Genomic DNA, 18,892 nt, shown 5'->3' on the forward strand with positions numbered 1-18,892 from the left:
GAAAACCCAGATTTCAACGTTTAAGCGGCTCAATTCAGCGCCGCTGAACAGACCACACCGGGAGGTGCCCAGATGAGTGACATCAATCAGAAAGACGACCAGGAAATCGGCCCAGCAGGCGAAAAGCTGCAGAAAGTCCTCGCCCGTATCGGCGTCGGCTCGCGCCGCGACGTCGAATCCTGGATCGCTGCCGGCCGCATCAAGGTCAATGGCAAAGACGCCACCTTGGGCCTGCGTGTCGACATGCACGACGCCATCACCATTGATGGCAAGGTCATCAAGCGCGAAGAAGCCGCCGAGTCGGTGCGCCGCGTGATCATGTACAACAAGCCCGATGGCGAGATCTGCACCCGTGACGACCCGGAAGGCCGTCCGACCGTGTTCGACAAGCTGCCGCGTCCGAAAGAAGGCCGCTGGATCAATATCGGTCGCCTCGACATCAACACCACCGGTCTGCTGATGTTCACCACCGACGGTGAACTGGCCAACCGCCTGATGCACCCGTCCTACGAGATGGACCGTGAGTACGCGGTACGTGTACGTGGTGAAGTCGATGACGAGATGATCGAGCGCCTGAAGGCCGGCGTCGTGCTGGAAGACGGCCCTGCGCGTTTCACCGACATTCAACAGGCACCGGGCGGCGAAGGCTTCAACCACTGGTATCACTGCGTGGTGATGGAAGGCCGTAACCGTGAAGTACGTCGCCTGTGGGAATCCCAGGGGCTGGTGGTCAGCCGTCTGAAGCGCGTGCGTTTCGGTCCGGTGTTCCTCAACTCCGACCTGCCGATGGGCCGCTGGCGCGAAATGAGCCAGTACGAAGTCGACGTGCTGAGCGCCGAAGTCGGCCTGACCCCGGTGGCCATGCCGCAACTGAACGCCAAGAGCAAAGACAAGCTTGACCGCATGCAGCGAAAATCGTCGCGTCCGATGGCCCGTACCGAGCGCGTGCGCACCCTGCGTCCGGCCAACGGTGCGCCGATTGGCGCCGGTCCGCGTCCGGTTCGGGAGCCTCAGATCGAAGGCGAGCGTCCAGGTCGCAAACCGGCAGCGCGTCCGGATGGCGAGCGCGGTCCACGCACTCCGCGTCCGGCCAATGGCCGTACCGAGCGTGGTGAAGGTCGCGGTACGCCGGTGGCGGATCGTCCAGTCGACACCAAGCGTCCGTCCAAGCCATCGCCGAAACGTCCAGGCATCAAGCTGGCTGATGATGACAAGCCGTCGGGCAAGCGCCGTGGCGCACCGGCCGGTTCGGGCCAGCGTCCGGGTTTCGGTCGCAAGAAGCCGGAATAACGCGGTTGTAAGCTTCGAGCGGCAGGCTTCAAGCTGAAAACAGAAACGCCAACCTCAGGGTTGGCGTTTTTTTTGGACTTTTTATTTCTTTTTTTCGGGCGTGTTTTTCTTGTTTTTAAACAAAAAACTTAACGCCTTTCAAATAGTTAGCCAGCTAACGTCAAACACCGGGCGCCGCTTCGATGGTTCTGGAGTGGAAACTTTACGTTACGCGCTGTCAGTGAATATTTACGAAAAAGCCCTCGCCTTCCCATGAATCGGGTGGCTTTGCCTGGCTGTAAGGAAAATCTGCCACAGCCACGCCCGCCGGGCCTCGCGCAGCGCTCTGGCGCGCTTGTTTCAGCGTCGTTTGGAGGGTGAGATGCGCTGCATGCCTGTCGTGCAGGTGCATAACAAGAAGGAGGCGCAATGAACGCCGTAATCCATTTTCACTTCTCCACGTGGGGCGGATTGTCCATCGTCCACGCCGATGGCCTGCAATGGCCTGACTCAATTTTTGCAGCCGCCCGGGCTTCCCGGGGTGGACACATGCAATCCCGGCAACCGACACGCTGATCCAGCGAGGTCTGGCAGCAGGGGGTTAGCGGTGTACAATGCGCCGCGTTTTAACTGTGACCCTCTGCGTAATCGCGCAAACCTCAAGGTTTATCCGCCTTGTTCACTCCGCCGCGTCACAAGCGTGTCGGGTTCGATTTCGTCACAGATAAAAACAAACAGGTGACGCATGACCGTTGTAAAAAAGCTGAATTCCTGGTGCCTGCGCTGGGGTTTGATCAAGGTTGGCTGAAATCGCAACCTTGCAGCAACGTCTACTGAACATCATCAAACCTTGCGTGAGACCTTTTTCATGAGTGGACAAAACTCGCAATCAGGCGAGCTGAAACGCGGCCTGAAAAATCGCCATATTCAACTGATCGCCCTCGGTGGTGCGATCGGTACCGGACTGTTCCTCGGCTCGGCCGGGGTGCTGAAATCCGCCGGCCCGTCGATGATCCTCGGCTATGCCATCTGCGGCTTCATCGCCTTCATGATCATGCGCCAGCTCGGCGAAATGATCGTCGAAGAGCCGGTGGCCGGCTCCTTCAGCCACTTTGCGCACAAATACTGGGGCGGTTTCGCCGGCTTCCTGTCGGGCTGGAACTGCTGGATCCTGTACATCCTGGTGGGCATGTCGGAGCTGACCGCGGTCGGCAAATACATCCACTACTGGGCGCCGGAGATCCCGAGCTGGGTCACTGCCGCGGCGTTCTTCGTGCTGATCAATGCGATCAACCTGGCCAACGTCAAAGTCTTCGGTGAAGCCGAATTCTGGTTCGCGATCATCAAGGTCGTGGCGATCGTCGGCATGATCGCCCTGGGCAGTTACCTGCTGGTCAGCGGCCATGGCGGCCCGCAAGCCTCGGTCAGCAACCTGTGGTCCCATGGTGGCTTCTTCCCGAACGGCGTCAGCGGTCTGGTGATGGCCATGGCGATCATCATGTTTTCCTTCGGCGGTCTGGAAATGCTCGGTTTCACCGCAGCCGAAGCCGACAAGCCGAAAACCGTGATCCCGAAAGCGATCAACCAGGTGATCTACCGGATCCTGATTTTCTACATCGGTGCACTGGTGATCCTGCTGTCGCTGACCCCATGGGACAGCCTGCTGGAAACCCTCAACGCTTCGGGCGATTCCTACAGCGGCAGCCCGTTCGTGCAGGTGTTCTCGATGCTTGGCAGCAACACCGCCGCGCACATCCTCAACTTCGTGGTTCTGACCGCGGCATTGTCGGTGTACAACAGCGGCACCTATTGCAACAGCCGCATGCTCCTGGGCATGGCCGAGCAGGGCGACGCGCCGAAAGCGCTGGCGAAGATCGACAAGCGCGGCGTACCGGTGCGTTCGATCCTGGCGTCGGCGGCGGTGACTCTGGTGGCCGTGCTGCTCAACTACCTGATCCCGCAACACGCGCTGGAACTGCTGATGTCGCTGGTGGTTGCAACGCTGGTGATCAACTGGGCGATGATCAGCTTCTCGCACTTCAAGTTCCGCCAGCACATGAACAAGACCCACCAGAAGCCGCTGTTCAAGGCGCTGTGGTACCCGTACGGCAACTACATGTGCCTGGCGTTCGTCCTGTTCATTCTCGGCGTGATGCTGCTGATCCCGGGCATCCAGATCTCGGTGTACGCGATTCCGGTGTGGGTGGTGTTCATGTGGGTCTGCTACGTGATCAAGAACAAGCGTGGTGCGCAACAGGCACTGCACGCAGCGAGCGCAGCCAAGTAAGCGTCGTTGCAAAAACACCAAACCCGGCCAAGTGCCGGGTTTTTTGTACTTTCGCGGTATCCTGCGGGTTCTGATCAGGGACGCTTTTCCATGCTGGTGATTTCCAACAACGTGCATCTGCCGGATGCCGAGATCGAACTGACGTACATCCGCGCCCAGGGCGCCGGTGGGCAGAACGTCAACAAGGTCTCCAGCGCCGTGCACCTGCGCTTCGACATTCCGGCCTCGTCCTTGCCCGAGTTCTACAAGGAGCGGCTGCTGGCGCTGCGCGACAGTCGCATCACCGGCGACGGCGTGCTGATCATCAAGGCCCAGCAGTACCGCACGCAGGAACAGAACCGCGCCGATGCGCTGGAGCGTCTGACCGAGTTGATCCTCAGTGCCACCAAGGTTGAGAAGAAGCGGCGGCCGACCAAACCGACGCTGGGTTCAAAGAAGCGTCGGCTCGAGTCGAAGACCAAGCGCGGCAGCATCAAGGCCGGGCGCGGCAAGGTGGATTTCTAGTCTTCGCGGTACTTCGCCGTGTGGCGGTAGAGATAGACGCTCAGTGCCAGGCCGCTCAGCGCGGCGAGGGCGGCGAACAGGAAGATCGAGGCAAATCCGAAGCCCGCTGCAATCGCCCCTGCCAGCGGCCCGGTGATGCCCAGCGACAAGTCAATGAACAACGAATAAGCCCCGACCGCCGCGCCACGGCTGGAGGCCGGCACCAGGTTCACGGCTTCCACGCCCAGCGCCGGGAACACCAGCGAGAAACCGAAACCGCTCAATGCCGCGCCGGCCAGTGCCCAGTGCGCGTCCGGCGCCAGCCACAGCAACAGCAGGCCCAAGGTTTCCACCGACAGGCAGGCAATCGCCACGCGAAAGCCGCCGAGACGGTTGATCAGGTTGCCGAACAGCAGGCGTGCGCCGATGAAGCTGGCGCCGAACAGGCTGAGGCACAGCACCGCGTTATCCCAATGCTGCGTGGCGTAATACAGGGTGATGAAGGTGGCGATGGTGCCGAAACCGATCGAGCCCAAGGCCAGTCCACAGCCGTGCGGGAAGACGCGACCGAGAACGTGCATGAACGGCAGGCGCTCGCCGGCCACGATCGGCGCGGCGGTTTTCGGCCAGGCCAGCAGCAGCCCCAGCGTGGCGAGCAACAGAATGCTCACACCCATGCTCCACAGACCGAAACGGCTGACCAGCCACACCCCCAGCGGCGCACCGACCGCCAGCGCGCCGTAACTGGCGATGCCGTTCCACGAGATGACCTTGGCGGTGTTGGCGGCACCGACGCGGCCGATGCCCCAGCCGATCGATCCCGAGCCGACAAGACTTTCCGCGCTGCCCAGCACCAGGCGGCCGACGAACAGGCTGATCAGGCTCAGCAGCGGCAGGTTGGGCGTCCACGCCGAAATCAGCATGAACACACCGCTCAAACCACAACCGGCCAGACCGATCATCACCGCACGTTTGCTGCCCTGGTTGTCGATGATCTTGCCAGCATACGGGCGGCTGAGCAGGGTGGCGAGGTATTGCACGCTGATCACCAGCCCGGCGATGACCGCGCCGAAGCCCAGGTCGCTGTGCACATAGCCGGGCAGCACCGCCAATGGAATGCCGATGTTCAGGTAGCCGATGAAGGTGAACAGGACGATGGAAACGACTTGCAGCGTGACCGCCAGGGGGCGCTGGGGTTCTGGCATAGAGGACGACATGAATTACGATCCACGGGAAGAGCAGAATAGATAGGCTGCTCATGATACCGATGCGGGCGCGTCCGGGGCGGGGAAAAGTAAAACTATTTGGCCGGGGCGACCAATTGCGTGGTGACCAGGGCGGCCAGCGCGTTTTCTTCGCTGCCGAAACGGGCGAGCAGGGCGGCCTGTTTCTCGGGCGAGAGACGGCTCCAGATCTCGATCATCTTTTCGGTGGCACCGATCAGGGTCTCGGCCTGTTGTTCATCGAATTCTTTGGACATGGCAACTCAGGTTTCAGGCAGTGTGGAAAGCGCATGTTAGCGCTTTCCACACGGTCTGTACGGCGGGTGTTGCTTACTCTTCGCTGTCGGCCGGACGGCTCTCGGCGGCTTCTTTCGGCTCGGGCTGTTGGGCACCGGCTTGTTGCGTGGTCGTCTGCTCAGTTTCGTGCAGGCTTGGGAAGGGGAGATTCGGAATCTCGTGCATGGTTGCGCTCCTCGCTAAGTCTGTTGATAGATCTGGTAGATCCGCGCTTTCAGAAAGCTTGCGCAGGATACAGCAAGAAAAATGACAATCAGACTTTTAAATCCATTTGGTTCGACGGGCGGGATTGTCTAGACAAGTGCGACAGGGTGACGCAGGGCAGATGTGGGAGCGAGCCTGCTCGCTCCCACAGTTGGGACTATTTGCAGACGTTGGCGATCGCTTCGGCCAGCAGGTCGAGACGCGTCGCATCAATCCCGGCAACGTTGGCCCGGCCCGAGCTGACCATGTACACGCTGTGATGCTCACGCAGGTTCTTCACCTGTTCCGGCGACAGGCCGGTGTAGGAGAACATCCCGCGTTGCACGCCGATGTGCGCAAAACGCTCGCGCAGGCCGTGCGGTTCCAGCGCTTCCACCAGACCGCTGCGCAACTGGGCGATGCGCAGACGCATGGCTTCCACTTCGTCGGCCCAGCGGCGTTTCAGCTCCGGGTCGGCGAGGATCGTGGCGACCACAGCCGCGCCGTGATCCGGCGGCGTCGACCACAGGTTGCGAGCGATGTGCGCCAACTGGCTGCGGATGTCGATGAGTTTGTCAGCGGTTTTCGCGCTGACGATCAACGCACCGGTGCGGTCGCGATATAAACCGAAGTTCTTCGAGCAGGAGCTTGTGATCAGCAGCTCGGGCAACTCGGCGGCGAACAGCCGGGTCGACCATGCATCCTGCTCCAGACCGTCGCCAAAGCCCTGGTAGGCAAAGTCGATCAGCGGCAGCAGGTCACGGCGGCGTACTACCTCCAGCACTCGCTGCCAGTCGTCGTGGCTCAGGTCGAAACCGGTCGGGTTGTGGCAGCACGCGTGCAGCAGCACCACATCACCTTTCGGCACTTCGTTGAGCACGGCGAGCATCGCATCGACGTCGAGGCGGTTGTCGCTGCCGACGTACGGGTAATGGCTGATCTTGACCCCGGCGGCCGCGAAAATCGTTTCGTGGATCGGCCAGGTCGGGTTGCTCAGCCATACACCCTTGCCCGGCAGGCATTGGGCGATGAAGTCCGCCGCCAGACGCAGGGCGCCAGTACCGCCCGGCGTTTGAGTGGCGCCGGCGCGTTGCTCGGCGATCAGCTTCGAATCGACGCCAAGCACCAGCTCATTGATCACCTTGCCGAACAGCGGATTGCCGTGGCCACCGATGTAGGTCTTGGTGTCCTGGCTCTCGACCAGACGCGCCTCGGCGATTTTCACCGCCTCGGGGATCGACGTCAGGCCCTGGGCATCCTTGTAGACGCCCACGCCAAGGTCGAACTTGCGCGGGTTGGAATCCTGCGCGTAGGCCTCCATCAGACCGAGGATCGGGTCGCCGGGCACTCGGCCGATGGCGTCGAAGTGCATTACTTGCGTCCTTCTGCGGTCTTGGCCACTTCGTCAGTGCGCGCGGCCATGATGAAGTCGTTGCGATGCAGGCCTTTGATGGAGTGGCTCCACCAGGTCACGGTGACTTTGCCCCACTCGGTCAGCAGGCCCGGGTGGTGACCTTCGGCCTCGGAGATCTCGCCGACGGCGTTGGTGAACGCCAGCGCGTGTTTGAAATTCTTGAACAGGAAGACTTTTTCCAGCTGCATGATGCTGTCGCGTACTTCGATGTTCCAGTCAGGAATCTGCTTGATCAGGATCGGCAGTTCTTCATCGCTGACTTGTGGGGCATCGGCACGGCAGGCTTCGCAATGGGCTTGGTTCAAAGTGGACATGGTTTGATTCCTGAGATCGGATGTCTTTTTTATAAGAGCTGTTACGGTCGTCAATGTCGCCACGCTAAACCAAAGTGGCGACGACGGACAGACTCACTTGTAAGCAAAAGTCGCGGGTCACGCGGCTTTCGGTTTTGGCGGAAACTTCGGTGCGTGCAGACCCAGCTGCATGCCTTGCTTGACCATGGCCATGATGTCTTCGTGGGCCAGGTCGAACAGGCGCTTGAGGTTCGGCAGGACAAAGTACAGCGGTTGCAGGATGTCGATGCGATACGGCGTGCGCATGGCTTCCAGCGGATCGAAGGCCTGATGCTCGGGCTCGTCCGACAGCGAGTAAACAGTTTCTTTTGGCGAGGACAGGATGCCGCCGCCGTAGATGCGTTTGCCTTGCGGGGTGTCGACCAGGCCGAACTCGATGGTCATCCAGTACAGGCGCGCCAGGTAAACGCGTTCTTCCTTGGTCGCCTGCAGGCCGAGCTTGCCGTAGGTGTGGGTGAATTCGGCGAACCACGGGTTGGTCAGCAGCGGGCAGTGGCCAAAGATCTCGTGGAAAATGTCCGGCTCCTGCAGGTAGTCCAGTTCTTCACGGGTGCGGATGAACGTGGCCACCGGAAACTGCTTGCTGGCGAGCAATTCGAAAAAGGTCTGGAAAGGGATCAGCGCCGGGACGCGGGCAACCTGCCAACCGGTGGTCTCGCCGAGCACCTTGTTGATCTCGCCCAGTTGCGGAATGCGGTCGTGGGGCAGACCGAGTTTTTCGATACCGTCCAGGTATTCCTGGCACGCACGACCCTCGATCACTTTCATCTGGCGGGTGATCAGCGTGTTCCACACCGCGTGTTCTTCGGCGGGGTAGTCGATAAAACCTTGCGCATCGGGCTCGCGGGCCACGTATTGCGTCTGCTTCATACTGCTCTCCTGCGAGGGGAATTTCGTTCTTGTTATGTCCTGCGATGGACTGAGAAATACCCCGGAACGTTTGTTGTTGCAGCAGGTTGAAGACTGGTTGAGTAGGAAAAGTCTCTTTAATTCGTAAAATTTTCGTTACGCTTCGCGCGATAAGTCGTGTTTACGGTGACCGTCGGGTTTGAAAAGGCCGATGGCTGTCACATAATCTTGACGACTATCTTGCGCGCTGCGCAGAAAATTCCGGCGTCAGACCGCCTCTTCACCTGTTTCGGGCCTTTATATGCGTATCAAAGTCCATTGCCAGAACCGCATCGGCATCCTGCGCGACATTCTCAATCTGCTGGTGGAGTACGGGATCAACGTCGCCCGTGGCGAGGTGGGCGGTGAGCATGGCAACGCGATCTACCTGCATTGCCCGAACCTGATCAACATTCAGTTCCAGGCGCTGCGACCCAAGTTCGAGGCGATTGCCGGGGTGTTCGGCGTCAAGCGGGTAGGGTTGATGCCCAGCGAGCGGCGGCACATGGAGTTGAATGCGCTGCTCGGCGCGCTGGAGTTTCCGGTGCTGTCGATCGACATGGGCGGCTCCATCGTTGCCGCCAACCGTGCGGCAGCGCAGTTGCTCGGGGTGCGGGTGGACGAGGTGCCGGGCATTCCGTTGTCGCGTTACGCCGAGGATTTCGACCTGCCGGAACTGGTTCGCGCCAACAAATCGCGAATCAACGGCATGCGGGTCAAGGTCAAGGGCGACATCTTTCTGGCCGACATCGCGCCGCTGCAATCGGAACACGACGACAGCGAGGCCATGGCTGGTGCTGTGCTGACGCTGCACCGCGCGGACCGGGTCGGCGAGCGCATCTATAACGTGCGCAAACAAGAGTTGCGTGGCTTCGACAGCATCTTCCAGAGCTCGAAAGTGATGGCGGCGGTGGTGCGCGAAGCGCGACGCATGGCACCGCTGGATGCGCCGTTGTTGATTGAGGGCGAAACCGGCACCGGCAAGGAATTGCTGGCGCGGGCCTGCCACCTGGCGAGCCCGCGTGGTCAGTCGCCGCTGATGGCGCTCAACTGCGCCGGGCTGCCGGAGTCGATGGCCGAGACCGAACTGTTCGGCTACGGCCCCGGTGCCTTTGAGGGCGCGCGGGCCGAAGGCAAGCTCGGGCTGCTGGAGCTGACGGCGGGCGGCACGCTGTTCCTCGATGGTGTCGGCGAAATGAGCCCGCGCTTGCAGGTGAAACTGCTGCGATTCCTGCAGGACGGCTGCTTCCGCCGTGTGGGCAGTGATGAAGAGGTTTACCTGGATGTGCGGGTGATCTGCGCAACCCAGGTCGACTTGTCGGAGCTGTGCGCACGCGGCGAATTTCGCCAGGATCTGTATCACCGCTTGAACGTGCTGTCGCTGCACATCCCGCCACTGCGCGAATGCCTCGACGGTTTGACGCCGCTGGTGGAGCACTTTCTCGATCAGGCCAGTCGACAGATCGGCTGCCCGCTGCCGAAACTGGCGCCGGCGGCGATGGATCGGCTCAGTCACTACCACTGGCCGGGCAACGTGCGGCAACTGGAGAACGTGCTGTTCCAGGCGGTTTCGCTGTGCGACGGTGGCACGGTCAAGGCCGAGCACATTCGCCTGCCGGATTACGGTGTGCGTCAGCCGCTTGGCGATTTCTCCCTCGAAGGCGGGCTGGACGAGATTGTTGGGCGCTTCGAGAAGGCGGTGCTGGAGCGCTTGTATTCCGAGCATCCGAGCAGCCGGCAACTGGGCAAGCGGCTCGGGGTTTCCCATACGACCATCGCCAACAAGTTGCGTGAGTACGAAGTCGGCAAGGACGCGTCGGAGTGATCACGGCCGGATCGGGTGTTTGCCGCCAAGCGGCATGACACCGCCGGTTTTTCGTCTTCGATACATTTCCCTTCTCCCCGCAAAATCCCTCAAGTCCTTTGTTTACCGGGTCGTGGGCCGCCAGAAAAAAGTTGGTCTGCAAATTGCTTATGGCTCAGCAGTACAGCGGTGGGCGGCAAACGTCCGGCATGCAGAGGAAAGAGTGTGGACAAGTACCTTTATGTGGCAATGACCGGCGCCAGCCAGAACGCACTGGCGCAAAAGGCTCATGCCAACAACCTGGCGAACATATCCACCAACGGTTTTCAGCGCGACCTGGAGCAGGCGCGTTCGATGCCGGTGTTCGGTGACAGCTTTCCGGCGCGTGCGTTTGCCATGAGCGAACGGCCCGCCACCGACTTCACGCCGGGCTCGCTGGTGCAGACCGGTCGTGACCTCGACGTGGCTGTGTCGGGCAACGGCTGGATCGCCGTGCAGAACCCTAACGGCGGCGAAAGCTACGTGCGCACCGGCAGCCTCAATATCGACGCCCTCGGCGTATTGCGTGCCGGCAATGGCATGCCGGTCATGGGCAATGGCGGGCCGATCGCCGTGCCGCCGGAGCAGCAGGTGGAAGTCGGTGAAGACGGCACCATCAGTATTCGAGCGATGGGCGAGGGCCCGCGCGTCATGGCCGAAGTCGACCGGATCAAGCTGGTCAACCCGGACATCAAGAACATGAACAAGGGCCTGGACGGTTCGATCTACACCAAGGACGGCCAGCCTGCGCCGGCCGATGCCAACGTCAAGCTGGTGTCGGGTTTCCTGGAGTCGAGCAACGTCAATGCCGTGGAAGAGATGACGTCGGTGCTGGCCCTGGCCAAGCAATTCGAATTGCACGTCAAGATGATGAACACCGCCAAAGACGACGACCAGGCCATGGCTCGGGTCTTGCAGATCAGCTAATTATCAGAACGTCGCGCCGTAAAACAGGCGCACGAGGAGAATCGAATGCTTCCGGCTCTATGGGTTGCCAAAACCGGTCTGTCCGCCCAGGACACCAACCTGACCACCATTTCCAACAACCTGGCGAACGTGTCGACCACGGGTTTCAAACGTGACCGCGCCGAGTTCCAGGACCTGCTGTACCAGATCAAGCGTCAGCCAGGCGCCCAGTCGACCCAGGACAGCGAACTGCCGTCGGGTCTGCAAGTGGGTACCGGTGTGCGCATCGTCGGCACCCAGAAAAACTTCACCGCCGGCAGCCTGCAAACCACCGAGCAGCCGCTGGACATGGCCATCGACGGTCGCGGTTTCTTCCAGATCCTGCAACCGGACGGCACCACGTCCTACACCCGTGACGGTACTTTCCACCTCGACTCCAACGGCCAGATCGTCAACGCCAGCGGTTTCGCCCTGGAACCGGCCATCGTCATCCCGAACAACGCCCAGACCTTCACTGTGGGTCGTGACGGCACCGTGTCGATCACCACCGCCGGCAACGCCGCATCGCAAGTGATCGGCAACCTGCAAACCGCCGACTTCATCAACCCGGCCGGTCTGCAAGCGGTGGGCAACAACCTGTTCCTGGAAACCGCCGCTTCCGGTGCACCGCAAGTCGGTACGCCGGGCCTGAACGGTTTCGGTACCACCCTGCAGAACACCCTGGAAACCTCCAACGTCAGCACCGTGGAAGAGATGGTCAACATGATCACCACCCAGCGCGCGTACGAGATGAACTCCAAGGTGATCTCCACCGCCGACCAGATGCTCTCGTTCGTAACGCAGAATCTGTAATCAAGTCTATGAGGCGGCCATGAGGCTGCCTGCAACACCGTGAGGTAAGGGTCATGAAGCGCTTTGTATCTGTTGTGGCATTGAGCGGGGTCGTCTCGCTCGCGGGCTGCGTCGCTCCGACGCCCAAGCCCAATGATCCTTACTACGCCCCGGTGTTGCCGCGCACACCGTTGCCGTCGGCCGCCAACAACGGCTCGATCTATCAGGCCGGTTTCGAGCAGAACCTGTACAGCGACCGCAAGGCGTTCCGGGTCGGTGACATCATCACCATCACCCTGAACGAGAGAACCCAGGCCAGCAAGAACGCCAACTCTCAGGTGGCCAAGAACAGCAAGACCGGCATCGGCCTGACGTCGCTGTTCGGCAGCAGTGCAACCACCAACAACCCGATCGGCGGCAATGACCTGAGCCTGAGCGCCAGCTATGAAGGCGACCGCGCGACCAAGGGTGACAGCAAGGCCGCCCAGGGCAACACCCTGACCGGCTCGATCACCGTGACCGTCGCCGACGTGTTGCCCAACGGCATCATCGCCGTGCGTGGCGAGAAGTGGATGACCCTCAACACCGGCGACGAGCTGGTGCGGATCGCCGGTCTCGTGCGTGCCGACGACATCGCCACCGACAACACCGTGTCCTCGACCCGGGTTGCTGATGCGCGCATCACCTACTCGGGCACCGGTTCGTTCGCCGATGCGAGTCAGCCAGGCTGGTTCGACCGTTTCTTCCTCAGCCCGCTGTTCCCTTTCTAGGTGGCTACGTTGAATTTCAAGAGCCTCATGCTCGCTGCGGCGTTGATGTCCGCAGCCTTTGGTGCCCACGCAGAGCGGCTGAAAGATATCGCCAGCATTTCCGGCGTGCGTTCCAACCAGTTGATCGGTTACGGCCTGGTGGTCGGTCTTAACGGCACCGGCGACCAGACCACGCAGACCCCGTTTACCCTGCAGACCTTCAACAACATGCTCTCGCAGTTCGGCATCAAGGTGCCGCCGGGATCGGGCAACGTGCAGCTGAAAAACGTTGCGGCAGTGTCGGTGAGTGCCGATCTGCCGGCGTTCGCCAAACCGGGTCAGCAGGTCGATATCACCGTGTCGTCCATCGGTAACTCCAAGAGCCTGCGCGGCGGCACGCTGTTGCTGACCCCGCTCAAAGGTATCGACGGCAACGTCTACGCCATCGCCCAGGGCAACCTGGTGGTCGGCGGTTTCGATGCTGAAGGTCGTGACGGTTCGAAGATCACCGTCAACGTTCCGTCGGCCGGTCGCATCCCGGGCGGTGCGTCGGTCGAGCGTTCGGTGCCGAGCGGTTTCAACCAGGGCAACAGCCTGACGCTTAACCTCAACCGTTCCGACTTCACCACCGCCAAGCGCATCGTCGACAAGATCAACGACATGCTCGGCCCAGGCGTGGCCCAGGCCATCGACGGCGGTTCGATCCGTGTGACCGCGCCGCTCGATCCGAGCCAGCGCGTCGACTATCTGTCGATCCTGGAAAACCTCGAAGTCGATCCCGGTCAGGCGGTGGCGAAAGTCATCATCAACTCGCGTACCGGCACCATCGTCATCGGCCAGAACGTGAAGGTATCGCCGGCCGCCGTGACCCACGGCAGCCTGACCGTGACCATCACCGAAGACCCGATCGTCAGCCAGCCGGGCCCGCTGTCCAACGGCCAGACCGCCGTAGTGCCGCGCTCGCGGGTGAATGCCGAACAGGAAGCCAAGCCGATGTTCAAGTTCGGCCCGGGTACCACCCTCGACGAGATCGTCCGTGCGGTGAACCAGGTCGGCGCCGCGCCTGGTGACCTGATGGCCATCCTTGAAGCACTGAAGCAGGCCGGCGCGTTGCAAGCCGACCTGATCGTGATCTGAGGACGCCGACCATGGATATGCGCAAAAGCGGTCTGGTCAGCAGCAGCGATTCGGGTTCGTACTCCGACCTCAATCGTCTGAACCAGCTCAAGGTCGGCGACAAGAACAGCGACGCGAACATGCGCAAGGTCGCGCAGGAATTCGAATCGCTGTTCCTCGGTGAAATGCTCAAGTCGATGCGCTCGGCCACTGAAGCGCTGGGCCAGGACAACCCGCTCAATACGCCGGCGGCCAAGCAATATCAGGAAATGTACGACCAGCAACTGGCGGTCTCCATGTCCCGCGAGGGCGGGGGTATCGGCCTCGCCGACGTGCTGATGCGCCAGATGTCGAAGAACAAACCAATGGCGCCGGGCGAGGCTGCGGCCGCGTCCGCCGCCAAGCAGGAAGAAGCCAAAGCCAAGGCCGCTGCCGTGGCCACGCCGATTGCCGCCGGCACCGTGGCTACGAATGGTCCGTTGTCGCGACTCAATGGCGAGCGTCCGTTGTGGGCGTCGCGTTCGGTGCATGCGCCGAGCACCGAACTGACCCATCGCAATGACATGGAAATGATCAACCAGCGTCGTCTGGCGCTGCCGCCGAAACTGGCGGATCGCTTGCTCGCAGGTCTGGTGCCGTCAGCCACGCCGGCGGCGACCGCTCAACTGCCGCAACGCGCCACGGCCGCCGCTGCCACCGGTTCCGGCCCGCTGTACAACGGCGACTGGCTGGACCGCGCCGAGGCAGATAAAGCCTCGGGCGGGCAGATGCAGATTTACGGCCGCGCCATGGCGCAGATCCCGCTGGCACCGGCAAAGAAAGCGTTCGGCAACGCCGACGAATTCGTCAACACCATGCTGCCGATGGCGCAGGAAGCCGCCGCGCGAATTGGCGTCGATCCGCGTTATCTGGTGGCTCAGGCTGCGCTGGAAACCGGCTGGGGCAAATCGGTCATGCGCGCCCAGGACGGCAGCAGCAGTCACAACCTGTTCGGCATCAAGGCGAGCAGCAACTGGAAGGGCGATTCGGCCCGGGCGATCACCAGCGAATTCCGCAACGGGCAGATGGTCAAGGAGACGGCCGAGTTCCGTTCCTATGCCTCGTACAAGGACAGCTTCCACGATCTGGTGACGTTGCTGCAGAGCAATAATCGCTATCAAGATGTGCTGAAGTCGGCCGATAACCCAGAACAGTTTGTACGCGAATTGCAGAAGGCCGGTTACGCGACCGACCCGAACTACGCGACGAAGATTTCGCAGATTGCCAGGCAGATGACGGTCAATCAGAACTACGCTGCGGCCGGCGTTTCAACAACGCCCTTATAAACACAAGGTAAGGTTTGAATCATGAGTTTGCTCAATATCGGGATGTCGGGGTTGGCCGCGAGTTCATCCTCTCTGGCTGTGACGGGTAACAACATTGCCAACGTCGACACCGCCGGTTATTCGCGCCAGCAAACCGTGCAGGGCACCAAGTCCTCGATTCAGTACGGTAACGTGTTCATCGGTACCGGTACGACCCTCGCCGACGTGCGTCGGGTGTACAACTCCTACCTTGAATCTCAACTGCGTACCGCCACGTCGCTCAATAGCGAAGCCGCCGCTTTCGGGGCGCAGGCGACCGCACTGGACGGCTCGCTGTCCGACACCAACACCGGCCTGACCGGCGTGCTGCAGAAATTCTTCACCTCGATGCAAGGCGTATCGACCTCGGCCACCGACGACACTTCCCGTCAGTCGGTACTGACCGGCGCGCAGGCCCTGACCAGTCGCTTCAACGCGCTGGCCAAGCAGATGAACGATCAGAACGCTACGCTCAATGGCAACCTGTCCGACATGGCGTCCCAGGTGAACAAGCTGGCAACCTCGATTGCCACGCTGAACCAGAAGATCGGCGAGATCTCCACCAGCGGCGGCCAGCCGAACGATCTGCTCGACAGCCGTAACGAAGCCGTGCGTCAGCTCTCCGAGCTGACCGGCGCGCAAGTCGTTGAGCGTGGCACCAGCTTCGACGTCTACATCGGCAGCGGCCAGCCGTTGGTCATCGGCAATACCACCAATACCCTGAGCACCGTGCCGCTCAAGGGTGACCCATCGCGCATGGGCATCCAGATGGATCGTGGTTCGAGCACCATCGACATCACCTCGGCGATGACCGGTGGTGAAATCGGCGGTCTGCTGACTTATCGCAAGGAAGTGCTCGATCCTGCACTCAACGAGTTGGGCCGTGTGGCACTGGTCGTTGCCGACCAGATCAACCGCCAGCAAGCCCAGGGCATCGACAAGAACGGTGACTTTGGCGCGGCGATTTTCAACGACATCAACAGTGCCGCCCTGATCAGCCAGCGCAGTATTGCCCAGTCCGGCAACAGCGCAGGTTCGGGCAACCTTGATGTCACCATCAAGGACACCGGCAAGCTGACCACTAGCGACTACCAGGTCACCTTCACCAGCGCGACCAATTACACGGTCAAGCGCTCCGACGGCACCGACATGGGTTCGTTCAGCACCACGACCACGCCGCCTCCGGTAATCGACGGCTTTACCCTGGCCCTGAACGGTGGTGCCCTGAGTGCCGGCGACACGTTCAAGGTCACCCCGACCCGCAACGCGGCGGCCAGCATCCAGACCGTGCTCACCGACCCGAAGAAAATCGCGGCAGCCTCACCGTTGACCGGCGTGGCCAGTGCCAACAACTCAGGCACCTACACTCAGCCGACGCTGACTGACGTCGTCGATATCTACAACCCGGCGTCCCAGGCGGAGCTGCAGAACGCGCTCAAGTATTCGACCCCGGTCAAACTGGTATTCGGTGCCACCACCAGCGGCAGCCAGACTTACAACATGGTTGATGCCAAGGGTGCCACGATCGGTTCCGGCGTCATCGTTCCCGGTCAGGCGAACACCCTGAACCTGAAGATCGGCATGGTCGACTCCACCGGTGCCCCGGTGATGGACACCACCGTCATCCCGAACGTGCAAAAGACCTTCACCGTGCAGACCACCGTGGGCGCGACGCCGAAGTCCGGCGAAACCTTCACCATCAACCTGACCGGCGCAGCTTCTTCGGACAACCGCAACGCCCAGGCACTGGTCGGTTTGCAGACCAAACAGACCGTCGACACCGGCACGGCGAGCAAGGGCATCAGCCTGACCGACGCCTACAACAAACTGGTGACCAACGTCGGTACCCAGGCGGCCCAGAGCAAGTCCGACGGTGCGGCCACCACGGTGATCCTGGATCAGGCCCAGGGTGCGCGGGACTCGCTGTCCCAGGTCAACCTGGATGAAGAGACCGGCAACCTGGTCAAGTATCAGCAGTACTACACAGCGTCTTCGCAGATCATCAAAGCTGCGCAGGAAACCTTCGCCACGCTGATCAACAGTCTTTAAGGAGCCGTAATTCATGCGCATTTCCACCGCCCAGTATTACGCGACACAAGCTGCCCAATATCAGCGCAACTACAGCAAGACGGTCGCGACCGCCAACGAAGCCAGCAGCCTGCAGCGCATCAACACCGCCGCCGACGATCCGATCGGGGCTGGTCGTTTGCTGAAGCTGGGCCAGCAGGCCGCGATGCTCGAGCAGTACAAAGGCAACATTGACACCACCAAGAGCTCGTTGACCGTTCAGGAGTCCACCCTGAGCGCCATCACCACCGCTCTGGCACGTGCCAAGGAAATCGGTCTGGCGGCCAACAACGGCATCGCCACCGACAAGGACCGCCAGGCTTACGCCGCGGAACTTGGCCAGATCCAGCAGCAGGTGCTGGGCCTGATGAACTCCAAGGATGCCAACGGCAACTACCTGTTCTCCGGCTCGAAGACCGATACTGCGCCGTATTCGCAGAACGCCGACGGCACCTACACCTACAACGGCGACCAGACCCAGATCAACCTGGGCATTGGCGACGGCCTGTCGGTGGCCACCAACACCACCGGTTGGGATGCCTTCCAGCAGACCATCAATACCGCCCGGACCCAAACCAGCATGACGGCTCCGGCGGTCGATGACGGTCGTGTGGTGCTGACCAACGGTATCGTGGGTACCGCTGCGACTTACAACGCCAAATTCACGGCCGGCCAGCCGTACACCGTGGATTTCATCAGCAGCACTCAGATCAAGATCACCGATGCCTTGGGCAATGACGTAACCACCGAAGCCAGTCAGAACGGTGCGATCACCAACAGCAACGGTGCCAACCAGACGGTCAGTTTCCGTGGTGTCGATCTGAAACTGAACATCAACCTCAAGCCAGGTGATACCAACCCGGACGCGGTCATTGCCGGTCACAGCTTCCAGCTGTCGGCCACACCGGACTCTTTCACCTCCGTGCGCAGCCCGGGCAACCCGTCGACCGCGGTCATCACCGGTTCGAACGTGACCAACCAGGCGGCCTACAACGGCGCTTTCCCGTCGGGCGGCGGCGCCGTTCTGAAGTTCACGAGTGCCACGGCATTCGACCTGTACGCGGCGCCTGTCACTGCCGACAGCAAACCGGTGTCTTCGGGCACCGTGGTCGGTGGCAACGCTACGGCTGCGGGCGTGACTTTCGCCATCGGCGGCACGCCAGCCGCCGGTGACCAGTTCTCGATCCAGTCCAACAACCACCAGACCCAGAACGTGCTCGACACCCTGGGCCAGATGGTCACTGCATTGAACACACCGATCGATGGTGATCCGGTCGCCAAGCAGAAATTCCAGGGGGCGATGGAGTCGGCGCTGGGCAACATCGACAGCGCCAGCAACCAGATCGGTTCCGCCGTCACGTCGATCGGTGCCCGTGGCCAGTCGCTGGATGACCAGACCACCACCAACGAGTCCCTGATCCAGGCGAACACCACCACTCAGGGCTCGATCCGCGATTCCGATCCGGCCGAGGTGATGACCCGCCTGACCCTGCAGCAGACCATGCTGCAGGCCTCGCAACTGGCGTTCAGCAAAATCAGCCAGCTGGGTCTGTTCAACAAGATCTGACGGCAGGCGGGCGCGCAAGCGCCCGCGTTGCCCTGTTCCTTCAATAGTTAATGTCTTAGCGGTTTCAAGAGCT

Annotated in this window: 17 protein-coding genes; 11 read left to right on the plus strand and 6 right to left on the minus strand. The window is 61.3% G+C overall.

The window, feature by feature from the left end:
* Positions 1-72 precede the first annotated feature (72 nt).
* The 3 genes from rluB (at position 73) to arfB (ending at position 4,060) form a co-directional block, all read left to right on the plus strand.
* Positions 73-1,290, plus strand: a complete 1,218-nt coding sequence (gene rluB / locus PDR5_RS07590; RefSeq protein WP_007958356.1) for a 23S rRNA pseudouridine(2605) synthase RluB — start codon at positions 73-75, stop codon at positions 1,288-1,290.
* 847 nt (positions 1,291-2,137) lie between these two features.
* On the plus strand, positions 2,138-3,556 hold the full coding sequence (locus PDR5_RS07595) for an amino acid permease (protein WP_064594286.1): 1,419 nt from the start codon (positions 2,138-2,140) through the stop codon (positions 3,554-3,556).
* A 90-nt stretch (positions 3,557-3,646) separates the two neighbouring features.
* Entirely contained in the window at positions 3,647-4,060 is a 414-nt protein-coding gene (arfB, locus tag PDR5_RS07600) for an alternative ribosome rescue aminoacyl-tRNA hydrolase ArfB (protein ID WP_011333010.1), read from the plus strand.
* On the opposite strand, the gene PDR5_RS07605 is transcribed toward arfB, so the two are convergent.
* The 6 genes from PDR5_RS07605 to phhA form a co-directional block, all read right to left on the minus strand.
* Positions 4,057-5,244 (minus strand): MFS transporter, encoded by a 1,188-nt coding sequence (locus PDR5_RS07605; RefSeq protein WP_172829517.1) that lies wholly within the window; start codon positions 5,242-5,244, stop codon positions 4,057-4,059. The two genes, arfB and PDR5_RS07605, sit on opposite strands and share 4 nt — an antisense overlap.
* Positions 5,245-5,339: 95 nt before the next feature.
* Positions 5,340-5,519, minus strand: coding sequence for a hypothetical protein (locus PDR5_RS07610; RefSeq protein WP_011333012.1), 180 nt, complete (start codon positions 5,517-5,519; stop codon positions 5,340-5,342).
* 73 nt (positions 5,520-5,592) lie between these two features.
* Complete coding sequence (locus PDR5_RS30290) at positions 5,593-5,724, minus strand: hypothetical protein (RefSeq protein WP_007958347.1); 132 nt, start codon at positions 5,722-5,724, stop codon at positions 5,593-5,595.
* Positions 5,725-5,920: 196 nt separating this feature from the next.
* Positions 5,921-7,114 carry an amino acid aminotransferase gene (locus tag PDR5_RS07615; RefSeq protein WP_064594288.1) on the minus strand — a complete coding sequence of 398 codons (1,194 nt, stop codon included), beginning with the start codon at positions 7,112-7,114 and terminating at the stop codon, positions 5,921-5,923.
* Positions 7,114-7,470 carry a 4a-hydroxytetrahydrobiopterin dehydratase gene (locus PDR5_RS07620; protein ID WP_003222798.1) on the minus strand — a complete coding sequence of 119 codons (357 nt, stop codon included), beginning with the start codon at positions 7,468-7,470 and terminating at the stop codon, positions 7,114-7,116. The genes PDR5_RS07615 and PDR5_RS07620 overlap by 1 nt, the downstream gene beginning before the upstream one ends.
* Before the next feature lie 117 nt (positions 7,471-7,587).
* The gene (gene phhA / locus PDR5_RS07625) at positions 7,588-8,379 is read right to left on the minus strand and encodes a phenylalanine 4-monooxygenase (protein WP_039765515.1); all 792 of its coding nucleotides are present in this window, start codon (positions 8,377-8,379) and stop codon (positions 7,588-7,590) included.
* Positions 8,380-8,659: 280 nt separating this feature from the next.
* On the opposite strand from phhA, the gene PDR5_RS07630 reads away from it, so the two are divergent.
* The 8 genes from PDR5_RS07630 to PDR5_RS07665 all read left to right on the plus strand — a co-directional run bounded on the left by PDR5_RS07630 (position 8,660) and on the right by PDR5_RS07665 (position 18,819).
* Positions 8,660-10,222, plus strand: coding sequence for a sigma-54-dependent phenylalanine hydroxylase transcriptional regulator PhhR (locus PDR5_RS07630; protein WP_011333015.1), 1,563 nt, complete (start codon positions 8,660-8,662; stop codon positions 10,220-10,222).
* 204 nt (positions 10,223-10,426) lie between these two features.
* Positions 10,427-11,167 carry a flagellar basal body rod protein FlgF gene (locus tag PDR5_RS07635; RefSeq protein WP_007958343.1) on the plus strand — a complete coding sequence of 247 codons (741 nt, stop codon included), beginning with the start codon at positions 10,427-10,429 and terminating at the stop codon, positions 11,165-11,167.
* Positions 11,168-11,212: 45 nt separating this feature from the next.
* Positions 11,213-11,998, plus strand: coding sequence for a flagellar basal-body rod protein FlgG (gene flgG / locus PDR5_RS07640; protein WP_039765524.1), 786 nt, complete (start codon positions 11,213-11,215; stop codon positions 11,996-11,998).
* A 53-nt stretch (positions 11,999-12,051) separates the two neighbouring features.
* A complete protein-coding gene (gene flgH, locus PDR5_RS07645) occupies positions 12,052-12,747 on the plus strand; it encodes a flagellar basal body L-ring protein FlgH (RefSeq protein WP_039765527.1) in 696 nt (231 codons plus the stop codon).
* 27 nt (positions 12,748-12,774) lie between these two features.
* A complete protein-coding gene (locus PDR5_RS07650) occupies positions 12,775-13,863 on the plus strand; it encodes a flagellar basal body P-ring protein FlgI (RefSeq protein WP_011333019.1) in 1,089 nt (362 codons plus the stop codon).
* 11 nt (positions 13,864-13,874) lie between these two features.
* Positions 13,875-15,167 carry a flagellar assembly peptidoglycan hydrolase FlgJ gene (gene flgJ / locus PDR5_RS07655; RefSeq protein ID WP_064594290.1) on the plus strand — a complete coding sequence of 431 codons (1,293 nt, stop codon included), beginning with the start codon at positions 13,875-13,877 and terminating at the stop codon, positions 15,165-15,167.
* Between the two features lie 21 nt (positions 15,168-15,188).
* Positions 15,189-17,234, plus strand: coding sequence for a flagellar hook-associated protein FlgK (gene flgK, locus PDR5_RS07660; protein ID WP_064594292.1), 2,046 nt, complete (start codon positions 15,189-15,191; stop codon positions 17,232-17,234).
* A gap of 13 nt (positions 17,235-17,247) precedes the next feature.
* Positions 17,248-18,819, plus strand: a complete 1,572-nt coding sequence (locus tag PDR5_RS07665; RefSeq protein WP_064594294.1) for a flagellar hook-associated protein 3 — start codon at positions 17,248-17,250, stop codon at positions 18,817-18,819.
* Positions 18,820-18,892: the final 73 nt, after the last annotated feature.

The organism is Pseudomonas sp. DR 5-09 (assembly GCF_001655595.1).
GTDB classification, from domain to species: Bacteria; Pseudomonadota; Gammaproteobacteria; order Pseudomonadales; family Pseudomonadaceae; genus Aquipseudomonas; species Aquipseudomonas pharyngis.

Coding starts and splice junctions, on each gene's coding strand:
- rluB (WP_007958356.1), top strand. CDS start 73: ATGAGTGACATCAATCAGAAAGACGACCAGGAAATCGGCCCAGCAGGC.
- PDR5_RS07595 (WP_064594286.1), top strand. CDS start 2,138: ATGAGTGGACAAAACTCGCAATCAGGCGAGCTGAAACGCGGCCTGAAA.
- arfB (WP_011333010.1), top strand. CDS start 3,647: ATGCTGGTGATTTCCAACAACGTGCATCTGCCGGATGCCGAGATCGAA.
- PDR5_RS07605 (WP_172829517.1), bottom strand. CDS start 5,244: ATGCCAGAACCCCAGCGCCCCCTGGCGGTCACGCTGCAAGTCGTTTCC.
- PDR5_RS07610 (WP_011333012.1), bottom strand. CDS start 5,519: ATGTCCAAAGAATTCGATGAACAACAGGCCGAGACCCTGATCGGTGCC.
- PDR5_RS30290 (WP_007958347.1), bottom strand. CDS start 5,724: ATGCACGAGATTCCGAATCTCCCCTTCCCAAGCCTGCACGAAACTGAG.
- PDR5_RS07615 (WP_064594288.1), bottom strand. CDS start 7,114: ATGCACTTCGACGCCATCGGCCGAGTGCCCGGCGACCCGATCCTCGGT.
- PDR5_RS07620 (WP_003222798.1), bottom strand. CDS start 7,470: ATGTCCACTTTGAACCAAGCCCATTGCGAAGCCTGCCGTGCCGATGCC.
- phhA (WP_039765515.1), bottom strand. CDS start 8,379: ATGAAGCAGACGCAATACGTGGCCCGCGAGCCCGATGCGCAAGGTTTT.
- PDR5_RS07630 (WP_011333015.1), top strand. CDS start 8,660: ATGCGTATCAAAGTCCATTGCCAGAACCGCATCGGCATCCTGCGCGAC.
- flgG (WP_039765524.1), top strand. CDS start 11,213: ATGCTTCCGGCTCTATGGGTTGCCAAAACCGGTCTGTCCGCCCAGGAC.
- flgH (WP_039765527.1), top strand. CDS start 12,052: ATGAAGCGCTTTGTATCTGTTGTGGCATTGAGCGGGGTCGTCTCGCTC.
- PDR5_RS07650 (WP_011333019.1), top strand. CDS start 12,775: ATGCTCGCTGCGGCGTTGATGTCCGCAGCCTTTGGTGCCCACGCAGAG.
- flgJ (WP_064594290.1), top strand. CDS start 13,875: ATGGATATGCGCAAAAGCGGTCTGGTCAGCAGCAGCGATTCGGGTTCG.
- flgK (WP_064594292.1), top strand. CDS start 15,189: ATGAGTTTGCTCAATATCGGGATGTCGGGGTTGGCCGCGAGTTCATCC.
- PDR5_RS07665 (WP_064594294.1), top strand. CDS start 17,248: ATGCGCATTTCCACCGCCCAGTATTACGCGACACAAGCTGCCCAATAT.